Raw genomic sequence first — 15733 nt, 5'->3', positions numbered from 1 at the left:
ATCCGTTAAAGGCTGCGGATGTTCAACACGTCGGCGCTCAGGCTGGCCTGCACCGCCTGCCCCCAGAGCGGCTCGCGGCGCAGGTCTTCGGCTGTCTTGTATTGCCCGGCGATGGAGAGCATTTCCGCAGCCAGTTGCTGGCAGAAGATGCGCGCCTGGGTATTGCCCTTGACGCCCGCCAGAGCCCGTCCGCGCAGAGGGCCATAGACATGGATATTGCCGTCGGCGAGCAGCTCGGCACCGGCGCTTACCGCGGCCAGTACGATCAGGTCGCAGCCTTGCGCATAAATCTGCATGCCGCCGCGCACCGGCTGGGTAATGATCCGGCTGGGACGTGGTTCGGCTTCGACGACCTTGACCGGCGCCGGGTCGACCAGTCGTTCGCGGGCGCCCGAGGGCGGCAGTACCGGCAGGTTGAGAGCGTTGGCCGCGCTGACGTCCTCGGCGCGACTGGCGCGGATGGCCAGGGTGCGCAGGCCGTGGTGCTGGCACAGCTGCATGAGCGCATTGAGATCCACCGTGCCTTCGGCTTCCGGCAGTTTGTCCAGCGCCAGCACCAGGGGGGTATTCTCGAAGAACGCCGGGGCCTGGGCGACCTTGGCCTGCAATTGGCGATCCAGTCGGTCGAGGTCGTTATGGGCCAGTTCCAGGGTAGTGATGGCCAGCATGCTGCCCTTGAGTTGGAATACAGGGTCTTGGTCGAGAAGGTCGGCTTGGCTCATGGTCTGCCCAGTGGGTAAAAACGCCTCGACTTATAACCAGAAGCCTGCAGGGCCGCAAGCCATGTAGAATGCCCGGCGGCACGCTCATCGCCGGCTGCATGGCCGTTTTGTCTCAGGTATCTGCTTATGGATCGTCCCTCCTTTCGCTTGGCTTTCCTGCACCCGCGCTACTGGCTGTTGTGGCTGGGCATGGCCTTGTTGTGGCTGCTGGTGCAGTTGCCCTACGGCGTGTTGCTGAGACTGGGGCGTGGCCTGGGCTGGTTGATGTTGCGGCTGGCCCGCTCACGCCGCGAGATTGCCCGGCGCAACCTGGAACTATGCTTCCCCGAGCAGGATGCGGTGGCTCGTGAGCGGCTGTTGCGCGAGAACTTCGCCTCCAGCGGCATCGCGTTCTTTGAAACGGCGATGGGCTGGTTCTGGCCGCGCTGGCGCCTGGCGCGGCTGGCGCATATCGACGGTCTGGAGCACCTGCAGGCTGCGCAGCGTGAGGGGCAGGGGGTGATCCTCATGGCCGTGCATTTCACTACCCTGGAAATTGGCGCGGCGTTGCTCGGCCAGGTACACACCATTGATGGCATGTACCGTGCCCACAAGAATCCGTTGTTCGATTACCTGCAGCGTCGTGGTCGCGAACGGCACAACCGCGATGCCACGGCCATCGAGCGCGATGATGTGCGTGGCATGCTCAAGACCCTGCGCAATGGGCGGGCCATCTGGTATGCCCCGGATCAGGACTATGGCCCCAAGCAGAGCATTTTTCTGCCGCTGTTTGGCATTCAAGCCGCGACGGTGACCGCCACCAGCAAGTTTGCCCGCCTGGGCAAGGCGCGTGTGGTGCCGTTCACGCAGCGGCGCCTGCCCGGCAGCGCAGGCTACCACCTGCAGATCCACCCGCCACTGCAGGACTTTCCGGGTGACAGCGAGGAGGCTGACTGCCTGCGTATCAACCAGTGGATCGAGCAGGTGGTGCGCGCCTGCCCCGAGCAGTACCTGTGGGCGCATCGCCGCTTCAAAACCCGGCCAGCGGGTGAAGCGCGCCTGTACACCAAGCAGCGACGCTGAGTTCTATACTGCGGGGCGGCACACAGACAGGAGCGGGCATGGCCAGCCAGGAGCACGAGCAGGGACTGACCGGGCTGATCCTTTCCGGAGGCGGTGCACGTGCGGCCTATCAGGTGGGTGTGCTGGCGGCGATTGCTGACCTGCTGCCCAACGCCGTGCACAATCCTTTCCCGGTCATCGTCGGTACCTCGGCAGGGGCTATCAATGCCGTGGGCCTGGCCTGCGGTGCGGTACATTTCAGTGAGGCTATCCGCCGCCTGACCACGGTCTGGCAGGGCTTTCACACCGATCAGGTCTATCGCAGTGATTGGCAGGGGGTGAGCCTGCAGGCGCTGCGTTTTGTCGGCAACAGCGTGCTGGGGATCGGCCGGGCCGAGCCGGTGGCGTTGCTCGATAACCGGCCGTTGCGGCAGTTGCTGGCCCGCGAACTGGACTTCTCCGGGATCGCTGCGGCAGTGCGTATGCGGCGCTTGCGGGCGGTGGCGGTGACGGCCTTCGGTTACGAGTCGGCTCAGGCGGTGACCTTTTACCAGGGGCGGGCAGCCATCGATCCCTGGTTTCGCCATCGGCGGGTGGGCGTGCCAACGCGCCTTAATCTGGAGCACCTGTTGGCCAGTGCGGCGATTCCGCTGGTCTTCCCGCCGGTCAAGGTCAACCGCGAGTATTTTGGTGACGGGGCGTTGCGCCAGGCGGCGCCGATCAGCCCGGCCTTGCACCTGGGCGCCAGTCGCGTGCTGGTCATTGGGGTCAGCGGCAATACCCGTCAAACCGGGCCGGCACCCCGGCAGCAGACGGGGCAGCCGCCGAGCCTGGCGCAGATCGGCGGGCACATGCTCAACAGTACCTTTATCGACAACCTGGAAACCGACCTGGAGCTGCTCGAACGCATCAACCACATGAGTGCGCAGTTACCGCTGGCTTCGCCACCTCGCGGGCTGGGTATGCGCCCGGTGGACGTGCTGACCATTGCCCCGAGCAAGCCGCTGGATGAGATCGCCGCGCGGCATATTGCCGAGCTACCCAAGGCCTTGCGCCTGTTTCTGCGCGGCCCAGGGGCGATGCGTCGAGGGGGGGGCGGGGTACTCAGCTACCTGCTGTTCGAACCGGGCTATTGCAACGAGCTGATCGAGCTGGGCTACCAGGATGCCATGGCCCAGCAGGATGAGCTGCGCACCTTTCTCAAGCTCTAATCGGCCTTCAATCGGCGATCTGCAGCTGGCGTGCCTCGTGGTAGACGTAGCGAATCTTCTCGTACTCGAACGGCGAGTTGGTTTGTCCGTAACGGAAGGCGGTGTTGTCGCGGGTATCGATGGCCTTGAGCAGGTGCAGGGCCGGGTAGCGCTCACTGGCACTGGCCATGCCCAGCCAGTCGACCTGGCTGTCCAGGCTGAAATCCACCACCAGGCCGCTGCCATCGCGCAAGTTGGACGGGCCGAGCAGCGGCAGCATCAAATAGGGACCAGCCGGTACGCCATAGAAGCCCAGGGTCTGTCCGAAGTCTTCGTTGTGCCGCTGCAGTCCCATACGTGTGGCAGGGTCCCACAGGCCGGCCAGTCCCAGGGTGGTATTGATGAGCAGGCGCCCGGTGCTATCCAGGGCGCGCCGGCCCTTGAACTGCAGCAGGCTGTTGAACAGGTTGGGTACCTCGCCCAGGTTGCGAAAGACGTTGTGTATGCCGCTGCGCACGAAGCCCGGAGTGACCTTGCGATAGCCATCCACCAGCGGCAGCAGCAGCCACTGGTCGGCGCGGTAGTTGAAGTGGTAGACGCGGCGGTTCCAGGCCTCGAACGGGTCATACACGTTGAGGGCGGCAAAGCTGGAACGCTCGAACTCGCGCTGGTCCAGTCGCGGATTGAAGTGCAGGCGCTGCATGGGATTGCGGAAACCGTCGGCATCAACGTCGTCGGCAGCCAGCAGCAGAGTGCCTGGAGCGGCTAGGCTGGCACACAGGACAAATAGGCGGGACAGATCACGGGGCATGGAAGAACTCCAGCATGTCGGCGGCATTGACCCGGTAGTCAAGGTTGCCGCAGTGACCGCCATAGGGATAGACCGTCAGGCGTGAGCCGAAGGTGCGGCGCAAATAGCCCAGGTCGCCCGGGCCGAGGATCGGGTCATCCGCGTTATGCATCACGGCCACCTTGCGGCTGTTGCCGAGGTACTCACTGAGCGCATACAGGCTGGCCTGCTCGATCAGCTGCGCGAGGCTGCCGCCATCATGCAGGGCGCGCCAGGAAGGGATCAGCTGCTCGCTCAGGTAACAGTCGAAATCGCAGAGCAGGGCACGCTTGAAATACTCGGTGAGGCGCGTGCTGTCGTTGATCGGCAGGCGTGGCGGAGTGATTAGCCCGCGCTGGTTGATCAGGTCCGAGGTGAAGGCAATGTCCGCCGCGGAAAAGCGGAACACCGTACCGATCAGCATGGCCAGCTGTTCGTCAGTGAGGCGTTCACCGGAGCGCTGGAAGTCATAAAGCATCGCTGCATTCAGGTCGACATGGCCTTTTTCGCTGAAGTAACGGGTGATTTTCTGCAGGATCACCTGGAAGTAGCTGGTCTGGTCGTCGATCCCCTGTACGCGGGTCTGTACCAGGCGATCGAGATTGCTCACCGAGGTGTACAGGTTGACCGGTGGGTTGAGCAGCAGCACGCGCTGGAAGTTGAAGCTTTGTTGCTGCTCGTCGAGATGGCTGACAAAGGCCGCCTGCAGGCCGCCCAGGCTGTAGCCGGTGAGGTGCCAGGCGCTGACCGGCAGATCGCGGTGGCGTGCCTGGATGGTCTGCATGACCCGGTACAGGTCGCGGGCATCGTCGGGACTGAAGCCCGGTGTGGCGTTGGGCGACGCCGCCACCATGAAGTCGTAGCTGGTAGGCGAAGAGAGTTGTACCACATGGAAGCCGGCGCCGTAGAACAGCCGTTTCAGGTATTCCGGAGTGCTGCTGGCGTAGTGCGCGCCAGTGCCGGCAATGATGAAGATCAGCGGCGCCGGGCCGGGCTGGCTGGCCAGGCGGTAGCGCAGGCGGCGTACCGGCCAGAAGTTGGCAGGCAGGCGGTTGGCGCGCTCCGGGCGCAGATTGAGGCTGTAGTCGCGCTGGCTGATGGACTGCTCGTCAGGCAGGGCGGGGCGCAGCGCGGCCGGGGTGCCGGCAATGGTGGCCTCGAAGGGATTGTGTAGCGGATAGCCATAGTCGTCGGCCAGTAGCCAGGTGGGTAGCAGGCAGATCAGTAGCAGCAATGGCCGCATGGCAACTCCTTGGGCAACGGGCAAACCAGGGGGTGAGACTGTGCTGCCGGGCAATGGTTCGTCAGGGCAGAATCTCCAAGTGTTCCAGCCAGATCACTTCGCAGGCGCCGTCCCCTGTGTCGTCCCGGCTCAGTGAGCTAACCCAGCGAAAGCCGTCATCACCTTCCACGCGCACCAGCTGGCCGCGCAGGCTGATGCGCTGCTCGCGTTTGACGCGAGCCAGGGTCTTGGCTACCACAGGGTTGGCCGGGATCATGTGCATGTTGGCGCTGTGCCGCTCGATGTCGCGGCGCGGGATGAAGAACTCATCGACCCGCCAGTAGTACCAGCGGTTGCGCTGACTGATGGCCACGCGCTGGTAGTTTGCCGGTTCGGCCATGGGGCCCCAGCCCAGCGCCAGGTCGGTTGGCGAGAGTTGGGCCGGGCGGTCCAGGTAGTAATCCTCGCGGCCCAGTACCCGGGCTTCCAGGCTGAAAGGCTGTAGGGGAATGATGCGATGCCCGGAGAGTTGCAGCTGTCCATCAGGCAGGGACAGCGGCGGGGCCGGGGGCGTGGGGCGCAGCGCTGGCCAAATCAGCCACAGGCTGACCAGCGCGGCGGCAATGAAAACGAGGCGACGATTGAGCATGCCGGCCAGTGTAGCAGGCCGGCAGGCACGTCAGGCCTGGTGATGCAGCCAGGCGTGGGCGGGTATCTGCTGCCTGGCGACCTTGCGCCCCTCGATGCGCTGCCAGAGCTTCTCGTGGAAGTAGAAGCCCGCCGAGTTGCACAGCGGTTCGATAGACGCTACCAGGCCGCCGGCCACCACGCTGCCAGTCAGCGCGTAGGTCACGGCGAAGGCGATGCAGAAGTGCATGAGGGTAAAGGTGAAGGTCTTGAGCATGGCGGCGGCTCCCGTGTTCGGTCGAGAATGCTTCTCTGTTGAACTCAGCTTAGGCCGCCGCCTGTTGTTGCGGAAATACAGCTTTTCTATGTGCTGAATAGCTTTTTCAGTCAGCCAACCTGGATCGGCGGCAGCTCCGGCAACGCGATGCTCAGCGCTTCACGCGGTGCCAGTACTTCGGCCTCGCCGTCGACCACCAGTTCGCCGGCCTGATTGCTGACGCGGGTCGCCAGGCGCACGCGGCCCTTGGCGAGCTTTTCCAGAACCTCAAGCTCCACGGTGAGCTGGTCGCCCAGTTTGACCGGACGGGTGAACTTGAGCTGTTGTCCCAGGTAGATGGTCCCCGGGCCGGGCAGTTCGCAGGCAATCGCCGCGCTGATCAGCGCGCCGCTGAACATGCCGTGGGCAATACGCTCCTTGAACAGACTGGCCGCAGCGTATTCGGCATCCAGATGCACCGGGTTGCGGTCGCCGGATACGGCGGCAAACAGCTGGATGTCACGCTCTTCGACGGTTCTCTGCAGGCGGGCCTGCTGGCCGACTTCAAGGGTATCGTAGGGGAAGTTGCGAACCTGGGTCATGGGTACTCCTCGACAGGTAAAGAACCCCGCGCGAGCGCGGGGGCAATCAGTGGCAGCGGGGGTGCTGCAGGGCCAGTTCGATCCAGGCCAGCAGGTCTTCACTGACCTGCTGGCGGTTGATTTCGTTGAGCAGTTCGTGACGCGCCTGCTCGTAGACATGCAGGCTGACCTGCTGGGCGCCAGCCAGGCGCAGAGCCTCGGCCAGTTCCTGCAGACGGCGGCCCTGGCTGACCGGGTCACACTGGCCGCCGGTGACCAGCAGCGGTAATTGTGGATCGATTTGCGCCAGCTGTTCCACCTGGCTGATCTGCAGCAGGCCGCCAAGCAGGTCTAGCCATAGCTGGTTGGTGCAGAGAAAGCCGCATAGCGGGTCGTCCAGGTAGCGCTGCACTTCGGCAGCATCCCGGCTGAGCCAGTCGAAGGCGCTGTGCCGCGGCTGGCAGGCCTGGTTGAAACGTCCAAAGGTCAGCCAGTTGAGTAGCCGGCTGCGCCCGCGGCGTCCCAGGCGCAGGCTTTCCAGGCGTGCGATGCTGCGTGCCGCCAGGTATTTGAGTGGGCTGGCCTGATAGTTGGAACCGCTGAGTATGGCGCCCTGCAGGCTGCAGCTGTGCTGCATCAGGTAGGCCATGCCGATGTAGCTGCCCATGCTGTGGCCGAACAGCAGGATGGGGGTGCGTGGGAACTGCTGGCGAATGTGATGGTTGAGGCTGGCCAGGTCGCCGACCACCTTGTGCCAGCCGTGATGGTCGGCATAGTGCCCGAGCAGGCCGTGCTGTGCGGTCTGCCCATGGCCGCGCTGGTCGTGGCCGAACAGGCCGATGCCGTGCAGGTTGAGAAAATCGGCGAAGCGCGCATAGCGCGCGCTGTGTTCGGCCATGCCGTGGGCCAGCATGAGTACCGCGCGAGGCGCTTGTGCGGGCAACCATTGATTGACATACAGCGAGGTGCCGTCGGTGGCCTGTAGCCAGAACGAGGAATGCGGCATGACGGGAGATCCTTTGCCCGGTGACTGGCTGCATTGTGCACCGCCACATGGCCCGGGTATAGCCTCGGCTGGCGCGTCAGGGGGAGCCCATGCCGGCTGTGCAGGCCGGACAATTCACGACACGAATCTGCGCGTGCGGCGTATTTGCCTGCTCGGGGCAAGCTGCTAAGTTCGCCGGGCACCCGTTAAACAGGCCAAGAGGACAACAACAATGCAGGCCGAGTTTTGGAACGACAAGCGCCCGCCGGGCGTGAGCAATACCCTGGACATGGGCGACTACCGCTCGGTGGTGGATGTGTTCGAGCGTTCCTGTCAGCGCTTTGCCGAGCGTCCGGCCTTCAGCAACCTGGGCGTGACCCTCAGTTATGCCGAACTGGATCGGCACGCCGCCGCTTTTGCCGCCTGGTTGCAACAGCATACCGATCTGCAGCCGGGTGACCGTATCGCCGTGCAGATGCCCAACATCCTGCAGTACCCGATTGCCGTATTCGGTGCCCTGCGTGCCGGTCTGGTAGTAGTCAACACCAACCCGCTGTACACGGCACGGGAAATGAAACACCAGTTCAGCGATGCCGGTGTGCGGGCACTGGTCTATCTGAATGTGTTTGGCCACCTGGTTGAGCAGGTGCTGCCGGACACGCCGATCGAGTACCTGATCGAGGCGCGCATGGGCGACCTGATGCCGGTCGCCAAGGGCTGGCTGATCAATGCCCTGGTCCGTCATGTCAAAAAGATGGTCACGCCCTATCGCCTGCCGCAGGCGGTGCCCATGCGCAAGGTTCTGCGCCAGGGCGATCCGGCTAGCTACCGCACGGTTCCGCTATCCCTCGAAAACCTCGCTGTGCTGCAGTACACCGGTGGCACCACGGGGGTCGCCAAGGGGGCCATGCTCAGCCACGGCAACCTGGTCGCCAACATGCAGCAGGTGCGCGCTTGTCTGGGACAGTTGGATGAGCAGGGGCAGCCACTGCTCCGCGAGGGCGAAGAAGTGATGATTGCGCCCCTGCCGCTCTATCACATCTATGCCTTTACCGCGAACTGCATGTGCATGCTGGTCACCGGCAACCACAATGTGCTGATCAGCAATCCGCGGGATATTCCCGGCTTCATTCGCGAGTTGAAAAAGTGGCGCTTCTCGGCCTTGCTCGGCCTTAATACCTTGTTCGTGGCGCTGATGGATCATCCCGAGTTCAAGGACCTGGACTTCTCCCGCCTGAAGGTCACCAACTCTGGTGGCACGGCGTTGGTCAAGGCCACTGCTGAACGTTGGCAGCAGATCACCGGCTGCTCGGTGGTGGAGGGTTACGGCCTTACGGAAACCTCGCCGGTTGCCAGCACCAATGCCTACGGGCGTCTGGCGCGCCTGGGGAGTGTCGGTATTCCGGTGCCTGGTACGGCCTTCAAGGTCATCGACGAGCAGGGTGTGGAGTTGCCGCTGGGCGAGCCGGGCGAGTTGTGCATCCAGGGGCCGCAGGTCATGCAGGGTTATTGGCAGCGCCCCGAGGCGACTGCCGAGGTGCTCGATGAGCAGGGCTGGCTGAAGACTGGGGATATCGCGGTGATCGACGAGGACGGGCATGTGCGTATCGTCGATCGCAAGAAGGATCTGGTGATTGTCTCCGGCTTCAATGTCTACCCCAACGAAGTCGAAGAGGTGCTCATGGCCCATCCGCAAGTGGCCAGCTGCGCGGTAATCGGTGTGCCGGACGAGCGCTCCGGCGAAGCGGTCAAGCTGTTCGTGGTGCCGCGTGATGCGTCGCTGAGCGTGGAGCAACTGAAGAATTACTGCCGGGAAAACCTGACCGGCTACAAGGTGCCCAAGCACATCGTGTTGCGCGACAGCCTGCCGATGACGCCGGTCGGCAAGATCCTGCGTCGCGAGCTGCGCGACCTGGCCTGAAAAATCCTCACAAGTGCCAGCCTCCGGCTACACTCACCGGCAGCCGGAGGCCCGGCGCAGACGCTGGCGCGACCTGCCAGTAGCACCTTCGCAGATGGCGGCCGGAAAATGACTGCAATCAATAGATTGGGTCTATTTAATGACTGCTGAGCCCAGGTTTAGTGCTGGTCGAGGCCTGGCAAAACTGCTACGCTCGGCGCGCTTTTCTGTCCGGCCGCCCGGCCGGCAGACCCGTTTACATGACTATGACAATAAACAATCGCCCTTGAGGGCGGTGAAGACCAGCTGTCGTTTAGGAGTGGGCTTGCATGACCGAAAATTTCTGGAAGGACAAGTATCCGGCCGGTATTCCGACGGAAATCAATGCTGACCAATATCCAAATATCCAATCGGTTCTGAAAGAGTCCTGCCAGCGCTTCGCCAGCAAGCCCGCTTTCAGCAACATGGGCAAGACCCTCAGCTACAGCGATGTGTACGAGCTGTCCGGTGCCTTCGCCGCCTACCTGCAACAACATACCGATTTGCAACCGGGTGATCGCATCGCCGTGCAGTTGCCCAACGTGCTGCAGTATCCGGTCGTGGTATTCGGTGCCCTGCGCGCTGGCCTGATCGTGGTCAACACCAACCCGCTGTACACCGCGCGGGAAATGGAGCACCAGTTCAATGACTCCGGCGCCAAGGCGCTGGTCTGCCTGGCCAACATGGCTCACCTGGCTGAAGAAGTGCTGCCCAAGACTGGCATCAAGCATGTGGTGGTGACCGAAGTCGGCGACATGCTGCCGCCGCTCAAGCGCCTGCTGGTCAATACCGTGGTCAAGCATGTGAAGAAGATGGTGCCCCCCTACAGCCTGCCGCAGGCCGTCAAGCTCACCGCCGCGCTGGCCAAGGGCAAGGGTAAGGCCGTCAAGGAAGCTACTCCGGCCAATCAGGATATCGCCGTACTGCAGTACACCGGCGGTACCACCGGCGTAGCCAAGGGCGCCATGCTGACCCATCGCAACTTGGTGGCCAACATGCTGCAGGTCAAGTCGCTGATGGGTTCGGAAATGCAGGAAGGCAGCGAAATTCTCATCGCGCCGCTGCCGCTATACCACATCTATGCCTTCACCTTCCATTGCATGGCCATGATGCTGGTGGGTGGGCATAACGTACTGATCACCAACCCGCGCGATCTGCCGGCGATGATCAAGGATCTGGCTGCCTACCGTTTCACCGGCTTCGTGGGGCTGAACACCCTGTTCGTGGCCCTGTGCAACAACGAAGATTTCCGCAAGCTGGACTTCTCCAGCCTCAAGGCCACCTTCTCCGGCGGCATGGCGCTGCAGTTGGCCACCGCCGAGCGCTGGCAGGAAGTCACCGGCTGTGCCATTTGCGAAGGCTTCGGGATGACCGAGACCAGCCCGGTGGTGTCGGTGAATCCTTTCCAGAATATCCAGATCGGCACCATCGGCATTCCGGTGCCTTCTACCCAGTGCAAGGTCATCGACGACGAGGGCAACGACCTGCCCATGGGCGCGATTGGCGAGCTGTGCGTGAAGGGGCCGCAGGTGATGAAGGGCTACTGGCAGCGCCAGGAAGCCACCGACGAGATTCTCGATGCCGCAGGCTGGTTGAAAACCGGTGATATCGCGGTGATTCAGGACGATGGTTTCATGCGCATCGTCGATCGCAAGAAGGACATGATCCTGGTGTCCGGTTTCAATGTGTATCCCAACGAGCTGGAAGACGTGCTGGCCACCCTGCCGGGCGTACTGCAGTGCGCGGCGATTGGCGTACCGGACGAGAAGTCGGGCGAAGCGATCAAGGTGTTCGTGGTGGTCAAGCCGGGCGAGAGCCTGAGCAAGGAGCAGGTCATGGAGCACATGCGAGCCAATGTGACCGGCTACAAGGTGCCGCGTTACGTCGAGTTCCGCGAGGTGCTGCCGACCACCAACGTGGGCAAGATTCTGCGTCGCGAGCTGCGTGACGAAGAGCTGAAGAAGCTCGGCAAGAAGTAAGCCGAGTCAGCGTGCGTTTGTGCAAGGCCCCGCTTCGGCGGGGCCTTGTCGTTTCAGGGCTGGCTAGGACTTGCCGAGTAGGCGGGCCAGGTCACCGAGCGCCTTGTAAGTCGCCGTGGCGGGCTTGTCGCTGCCGGGGGAGGCTTCGCGGTAGTACTGCTGGTCGGTGTAGCGCGCATGTTCGTTGTCATGGCAATACAGGCAGAGCAGTTCCCAGTTGGAACCGTCGGCTGGGTTGTTGTCATGGTTATGGTCGCGGTGATGCACCGTCAGTTCGCTGAGGCGCTTGCCGGAAAACTCCCGGGCGCAGCGTCCGCACACATGCGGGTAGAGCTTGAGCGCCAGGCGCCGGTAACTTTCTTCACGCTCGCGGCGGTTGGCAGCAATCAGTTCATCAACCTTGCTCATGACCTTGTCTCCTGGTGAGCGCCGCTCAGGCCAGCGCCTGGCCTACCTGTAACAGCTTGAGGGTATTGCTGCCACCAATGGTGTGGTAGCTGTCGCCCTTGGTCAGTATTACCCAGTCACCCGGGTTGACCAGGCCGCGTTGCAGGAGTTCATCGACCGCCGCCTGGCTGAGGTGCTCCGCGGCAAAGGCGTCGATATCGAAGGGAATGGTGTAGACCCCACGCATCAGCGCCGCACGGGCCTGGGTGGCGCGTTGTGCCGAATAGGCGAAGATCGGCACGGCAGAGCGGATGCGCGACATGATCAGCGGGGTATAGCCGCTTTCGGTCAGGCAGATGATCGCCTTGACCCCGGGAAAGTGGTTGGCGGTGTACATCGCGGCCAGGGCGATGCTCTCGTCGCAGCGGCTGAAAGTTTGTCCCAGACGATGGCTGGAGCGTTGACTGGTCGGGTGCTTTTCCGCACCCAGGCAGATGCGCGCCATGGCTTCTACGGCCTGTACGGGATACTGGCCGGCGGCGGTTTCTGCGGAGAGCATGACCGCATCGGTATAGTCGAGCACCGCATTGGCCACGTCGGAGACTTCGGCGCGGGTCGGCATCGGACTGGCGATCATCGACTCCATCATCTGCGTGGCGGTGATCACCAGTTTGTTCAGGCGTCGGGCGTGCTGGATGATCTTCTTCTGGATGCCGACCAGTTCGGCATCGCCGATCTCCACCGCCAGGTCGCCGCGGGCGACCATCACGCCGTCGCTGGCGCGGATCAGCTCATCCAGGGTGTGGTCGTCGGCTACCGCCTCGGCACGTTCGATCTTGGCGATCAGCCAGGCATCACTACCGGCTTCCTGCAGCAGCTGGCGGGCGTAGTGCATGTCGGCGGCATCGCGCGGAAAGGACACCGCCACATAGTCCAGGTGCAGCTCGGCGGCCAGCTGGATGTCGCGTTTGTCCTTGTCGGTCAGCGCCGGCGCGGTGAGCCCGCCGCCCTTGCGGTTGATGCCCTTGTGGTCGGACAGCGGGCCGCCGATCAGTACCCGGCAGCCCAGTTCGTCGCTACTGACACGCTCCACCTGCATTACCACCCGGCCATCGTCGAGCAACAGCTGGTCGCCGACCTGGCAGTCCTTGACCAGGTCGGGATAGTCGATACCTACCACCTGCTGGGTACCGGCATCGCGCGGGTGACTGATGGAAAAACGGAAGTGATCGCCGGCGGCCAGCTCGATGCGTTTCTCGGCAAAGCGGGCAATGCGGATCTTCGGGCCCTGCAGGTCGCCCAGCAGAGCCACATGGCGCCCGGCCGCGGCAGCCAGCTCGCGGACCAGACGCGCCCGTTCGCGGTGCTCATCGGCACTGCCGTGGGAGAAGTTCAGGCGTGCCACATCCAGACCCGCATGGATCAGGGCGTTGAGGGTGGCTGGGGTGTTGCTGGCCGGGCCGAGGGTGGCGACGATCTTGCTGCGACGAAGGGTCATGCGAGGCTCCAGGTTCAAGAGTGCAGCGAGGCTACACCGCGCTGACTCTGTAGTCATGCTTGGCCTCGCACTACCTCGTCGCCGACGGTTCAGCCCTCAGGTCTGGCTGGGCTTGAGCACCAGCAGGTCGCAGTGCACGGCCTCGAGGATGCGTTCTGCCGTATTGCCGAGCAAGGCCCGGTCCAGATGGCTGCGCGATACGGCCCCCATCAGCAGCAGGTCGATGCCGCTCTGTTCGACGAACTGGGGAATGCGCTCCTCGGCAAAGCCTTCCAGCAGGTGTTGCTGGTGGGCCTGCAGCGCATAGGGGGCGAGCAGCTGCTCGAAGGCCTGGCGGTGCTGTTGCGCGCAGCGTTGTGCATAGCCTTCGTAATCGGCGATCAGCTCGGCATCGAAGACCAGTGTTCGTGGCAGCGGGGCATAACAATGCAGATAGTGGGCTTCCAGGCCGAGACTGGCGGCCAGCTCCTGGCCGGTACGAATCAGTTGGTGATCCAGTGCAGCAGGCTTGTCGGCTACATGCATGGGGTCGAGCGCGGCGGCCAGCTTGTGGCCTTGCCATTCGGCACGATGCACCAGCCATAAAGGCACCGGGCACTTGCGTATCAGCTGCCAGCAGCTGTTGCTGAGGAACAGGCGCTGCAACAAACCATGGTTCTTGCTGGCCTTGAACACCAGGTCCGGCTGGCGCTCGGCGACGCGGTCGAGCACGGTCTGCTGCACCGACTTGCCCCAGCGGACTTCCACGCTGACATCCAGTCCCTCGGCGCGCAGCGGGGCGGCCAATTGTTCAGCCCAGGCACGGCGCTGCGCGAGCAGGTCGCTGCGGGCCTGCTCCAGGCGCGTACTGTCCAGCCACAAGGCACCTTCCAGGGCCGGGGTGAACTCGCAGAGCAGCAGGTCAAGGTGGGCCTGACTGTGGCGGGCCAGCCAGGCTGCACGATTGAGTGCCGGTTGGGCTTCCTGAGTAGGGTCGAGCACGACCAGCAGTTGCTGTAGACGCATGGCAGGGATTCCTCGCAAAGGCTAGGCCTGTATTGCAGCCTAGCTTGCCCGGCTGCGGCTTGATCTGCGTCACGCTGCGACCAATGGCCACGCCATGAGCTGCACAGACCTGCGCCGCGCTGGAGAAAACGACCCGCCAGCCGATACACTGGCACACGGAGGAACCCTGCCATGCGAATCTTTTTCCTGCTCGGCCTGTATCTGCTTCTGGCCGGCTGCACCCGACTGACCGCCAACCACCAGCTGGACGAGGCTTACCGGGCCTATGCCGCCGGCGATTGTGCCGCGGTGGCACTGGCCCTGTCGCGGGTTGAACGGAGCATTCGTGCGCGCCCCTACCTGCAGCCGGAGGTTTCCCTGTTGCGTGGGCAGTGCCTGGAGCGCCAGCAATTGTTTGTCGACGCCGGGCAGACCTACCAGTTCATCCTCCAGCATTACCCGCGCAGCGAGTATGCCTTCCGCGCCCGTGCGCGGCTGGATACCTTGCAGCAGCTCGGTCATTGGCCGGCTACGGATGTGCAGGTCAGCACTGCCCGGGATCAGCCCTTGCCGGGCAAACCCTAAGCCTTTCAAGGAAACTTCTGCATGCCAAGGATGTTGATGCTGTGCCTGACTTTTTCCTGCCTCAGCAGCCTGAGCGTGGCCCAGGAAATCTATCGCTGGACCGATGCCCAGGGCCGCGTGCACTTTGGCCAGCGTCCGCAGGCGGCCGACGCCGAGAGAGTGGATGTGCGTCCGCAGGTGATGGAGCGGGATGCCGCCACCCGTGAGCGTGAGGCACGCAGCGAGCGGTTTTTCCGTGCCCGCCAGGAAGAACAGCAGCAACAACGCGAGGAGCAGGCCGAACGCCAGCGACAACGCCTGCACGCGTGCCAGCAGATGCGCCGCGAGCTGGTCCGGATCAGCCAGCCGGGGTTGTTCTTCCGCACGGATCAGCAGGGTGAGCGGCAGTTCTACAGTGATGCGCAGATGGCCAAGGCCCGGCAGCAATTGCAGGCGCGGGTGGCTGAGCAATGCGGCGACTGAGGCGATGAAAGGTCGTGTGCTGGATTGGCTGTGATGGCCGGATGCGACCATACTCAGGGCTCATCCACTAGCGATCTGCCAGCATGCGCCCGCATCGTCGAATCGAACGGCACCAGTTGCCCTACTACCTGAAGGTGTTCAACCGCATCACCGACAGGCCTATGGGCTATATCGGCAATATTTCCCTGGAAGGGCTGATGCTGATCAGCGAGCTGCCCATTCTGGTGGGTGCGCGCTTCGATATGCGCCTGAAGATCCCCGGCCATGATGGCCAGTTGCATCTGGTGGATTTCTACGCCACCTGCCAGTGGAGCCGCGAGGATCTCACCCCGGGACATTTCGACTCGGGCTTTGCCCTGGTCACCGCGCCGGCCGAGTATGTGCAGATGGTCGCAGCGCTGCGTCACTACTTCAGCTTTCGCTGCCTGCCCACCTCGGCCTGACGC

At 63.4% G+C, this 15733-nt stretch carries 17 protein-coding genes; 7 read left to right on the top strand and 10 right to left on the bottom strand.

From position 1 onward, the window contains the following. Window positions 1-5: 5 nt before the first annotated feature. Complete coding sequence (gene minC, locus CW360_RS00455) at window positions 6-722, bottom strand: septum site-determining protein MinC (protein ID WP_093986702.1); 717 nt, start codon at window positions 720-722, stop codon at window positions 6-8. A gap of 126 nt (window positions 723-848) precedes the next feature. On the opposite strand from minC, the gene CW360_RS00450 reads away from it, so the two are divergent. Beyond that, the gene (locus tag CW360_RS00450; RefSeq protein WP_101192372.1) at window positions 849-1784 is read left to right on the top strand and encodes a lipid A biosynthesis lauroyl acyltransferase; all 936 of its coding nucleotides are present in this window, start codon (window positions 849-851) and stop codon (window positions 1782-1784) included. Window positions 1785-1822: 38 nt separating this feature from the next. Beyond that, window positions 1823-2974: a patatin-like phospholipase family protein gene (locus CW360_RS00445; RefSeq protein WP_101192371.1), complete on the top strand. Its 1152-nt coding sequence runs from the start codon at window positions 1823-1825 to the stop codon at window positions 2972-2974. A gap of 7 nt (window positions 2975-2981) precedes the next feature. Here the strand turns inward: CW360_RS00445 and CW360_RS00440 are convergent, their stop codons facing one another. From CW360_RS00440 to CW360_RS00415, 6 genes are all read right to left on the bottom strand, one after another. Next, the gene (locus CW360_RS00440) at window positions 2982-3764 is read right to left on the bottom strand and encodes an MlaA family lipoprotein (RefSeq protein WP_101192370.1); all 783 of its coding nucleotides are present in this window, start codon (window positions 3762-3764) and stop codon (window positions 2982-2984) included. Then, window positions 3754-5025, bottom strand: coding sequence for an alpha/beta fold hydrolase (locus CW360_RS00435; RefSeq protein WP_101192369.1), 1272 nt, complete (start codon window positions 5023-5025; stop codon window positions 3754-3756). Before CW360_RS00435 ends, CW360_RS00440 begins: the two co-directional genes overlap by 11 nt. A 61-nt stretch (window positions 5026-5086) precedes the next feature. After that, on the bottom strand, window positions 5087-5653 hold the full coding sequence (locus CW360_RS00430; protein ID WP_093986707.1) for a hypothetical protein: 567 nt from the start codon (window positions 5651-5653) through the stop codon (window positions 5087-5089). A gap of 30 nt (window positions 5654-5683) precedes the next feature. Continuing rightward, window positions 5684-5908, bottom strand: coding sequence for a DUF2061 domain-containing protein (locus CW360_RS00425; RefSeq protein WP_101192368.1), 225 nt, complete (start codon window positions 5906-5908; stop codon window positions 5684-5686). A 110-nt stretch (window positions 5909-6018) separates the two neighbouring features. Further along, window positions 6019-6489 (bottom strand): MaoC family dehydratase, encoded by a 471-nt coding sequence (locus CW360_RS00420; RefSeq protein ID WP_101192367.1) that lies wholly within the window; start codon window positions 6487-6489, stop codon window positions 6019-6021. A 46-nt stretch (window positions 6490-6535) separates the two neighbouring features. Next, window positions 6536-7474 (bottom strand): alpha/beta hydrolase, encoded by a 939-nt coding sequence (locus CW360_RS00415; protein WP_101192366.1) that lies wholly within the window; start codon window positions 7472-7474, stop codon window positions 6536-6538. A gap of 211 nt (window positions 7475-7685) precedes the next feature. On the opposite strand from CW360_RS00415, the gene fadD2 reads away from it, so the two are divergent. Further along, complete coding sequence (gene fadD2, locus CW360_RS00410) at window positions 7686-9374, top strand: long-chain-fatty-acid--CoA ligase FadD2 (RefSeq protein WP_101192365.1); 1689 nt, start codon at window positions 7686-7688, stop codon at window positions 9372-9374. Between the two features lie 308 nt (window positions 9375-9682). After that, on the top strand, window positions 9683-11371 hold the full coding sequence (gene fadD1 / locus CW360_RS00405; protein ID WP_093986712.1) for a long-chain-fatty-acid--CoA ligase FadD1: 1689 nt from the start codon (window positions 9683-9685) through the stop codon (window positions 11369-11371). A gap of 63 nt (window positions 11372-11434) precedes the next feature. Here fadD1 and CW360_RS00400 read toward each other — a convergent pair whose 3' ends face one another. The 3 genes from CW360_RS00400 to CW360_RS00390 all read right to left on the bottom strand — a co-directional run bounded on the left by CW360_RS00400 (window position 11435) and on the right by CW360_RS00390 (window position 14261). Further along, window positions 11435-11779, bottom strand: coding sequence for a YajD family HNH nuclease (locus CW360_RS00400; RefSeq protein ID WP_101192364.1), 345 nt, complete (start codon window positions 11777-11779; stop codon window positions 11435-11437). Between the two features lie 25 nt (window positions 11780-11804). Beyond that, window positions 11805-13256: a pyruvate kinase gene (gene pyk, locus CW360_RS00395; RefSeq protein ID WP_101192363.1), complete on the bottom strand. Its 1452-nt coding sequence runs from the start codon at window positions 13254-13256 to the stop codon at window positions 11805-11807. Window positions 13257-13352: 96 nt separating this feature from the next. Beyond that, entirely contained in the window at window positions 13353-14261 is a 909-nt protein-coding gene (locus CW360_RS00390) for a universal stress protein (RefSeq protein WP_101192362.1), read from the bottom strand. 171 nt (window positions 14262-14432) lie between these two features. Here CW360_RS00390 and CW360_RS00385 point away from each other — a divergent pair, with 171 nt between their 5' ends. From CW360_RS00385 to CW360_RS00375, 3 genes are all read left to right on the top strand, one after another. Further along, a complete protein-coding gene (locus CW360_RS00385; RefSeq protein ID WP_093986716.1) occupies window positions 14433-14825 on the top strand; it encodes a tetratricopeptide repeat protein in 393 nt (130 codons plus the stop codon). A gap of 30 nt (window positions 14826-14855) precedes the next feature. Continuing rightward, the gene (locus tag CW360_RS00380) at window positions 14856-15287 is read left to right on the top strand and encodes a DUF4124 domain-containing protein (RefSeq protein WP_101192361.1); all 432 of its coding nucleotides are present in this window, start codon (window positions 14856-14858) and stop codon (window positions 15285-15287) included. Between the two features lie 83 nt (window positions 15288-15370). Continuing rightward, window positions 15371-15730 carry a PilZ domain-containing protein gene (locus CW360_RS00375; protein ID WP_101192360.1) on the top strand — a complete coding sequence of 120 codons (360 nt, stop codon included), beginning with the start codon at window positions 15371-15373 and terminating at the stop codon, window positions 15728-15730. The last annotated feature ends 3 nt before the right edge of the window (window positions 15731-15733 follow it).

Origin of the sequence: Pseudomonas fluvialis, assembly GCF_002835605.1 — a bacterium.
Taxonomy (GTDB): domain Bacteria; phylum Pseudomonadota; class Gammaproteobacteria; order Pseudomonadales; family Pseudomonadaceae; genus Aquipseudomonas; species Aquipseudomonas fluvialis.
This window is presented reverse-complemented; position numbering and strand designations above follow the sequence as displayed.

Bases quoted from the DNA above. Each gene is read 5' to 3' on its own strand.
- minC (WP_093986702.1), bottom strand. From the start codon at position 722: ATGAGCCAAGCCGACCTTCTCGACCAAGACCCTGTATTCCAACTCAAG.
- CW360_RS00450 (WP_101192372.1), top strand. From the start codon at position 849: ATGGATCGTCCCTCCTTTCGCTTGGCTTTCCTGCACCCGCGCTACTGG.
- CW360_RS00445 (WP_101192371.1), top strand. From the start codon at position 1,823: ATGGCCAGCCAGGAGCACGAGCAGGGACTGACCGGGCTGATCCTTTCC.
- CW360_RS00440 (WP_101192370.1), bottom strand. From the start codon at position 3,764: ATGCCCCGTGATCTGTCCCGCCTATTTGTCCTGTGTGCCAGCCTAGCC.
- CW360_RS00435 (WP_101192369.1), bottom strand. From the start codon at position 5,025: ATGCGGCCATTGCTGCTACTGATCTGCCTGCTACCCACCTGGCTACTG.
- CW360_RS00430 (WP_093986707.1), bottom strand. From the start codon at position 5,653: ATGCTCAATCGTCGCCTCGTTTTCATTGCCGCCGCGCTGGTCAGCCTG.
- CW360_RS00425 (WP_101192368.1), bottom strand. From the start codon at position 5,908: ATGCTCAAGACCTTCACCTTTACCCTCATGCACTTCTGCATCGCCTTC.
- CW360_RS00420 (WP_101192367.1), bottom strand. From the start codon at position 6,489: ATGACCCAGGTTCGCAACTTCCCCTACGATACCCTTGAAGTCGGCCAG.
- CW360_RS00415 (WP_101192366.1), bottom strand. From the start codon at position 7,474: ATGCCGCATTCCTCGTTCTGGCTACAGGCCACCGACGGCACCTCGCTG.
- fadD2 (WP_101192365.1), top strand. From the start codon at position 7,686: ATGCAGGCCGAGTTTTGGAACGACAAGCGCCCGCCGGGCGTGAGCAAT.
- fadD1 (WP_093986712.1), top strand. From the start codon at position 9,683: ATGACCGAAAATTTCTGGAAGGACAAGTATCCGGCCGGTATTCCGACG.
- CW360_RS00400 (WP_101192364.1), bottom strand. From the start codon at position 11,779: ATGAGCAAGGTTGATGAACTGATTGCTGCCAACCGCCGCGAGCGTGAA.
- pyk (WP_101192363.1), bottom strand. From the start codon at position 13,256: ATGACCCTTCGTCGCAGCAAGATCGTCGCCACCCTCGGCCCGGCCAGC.
- CW360_RS00390 (WP_101192362.1), bottom strand. From the start codon at position 14,261: ATGCGTCTACAGCAACTGCTGGTCGTGCTCGACCCTACTCAGGAAGCC.
- CW360_RS00385 (WP_093986716.1), top strand. From the start codon at position 14,433: ATGCGAATCTTTTTCCTGCTCGGCCTGTATCTGCTTCTGGCCGGCTGC.
- CW360_RS00380 (WP_101192361.1), top strand. From the start codon at position 14,856: ATGTTGATGCTGTGCCTGACTTTTTCCTGCCTCAGCAGCCTGAGCGTG.
- CW360_RS00375 (WP_101192360.1), top strand. From the start codon at position 15,371: ATGCGCCCGCATCGTCGAATCGAACGGCACCAGTTGCCCTACTACCTG.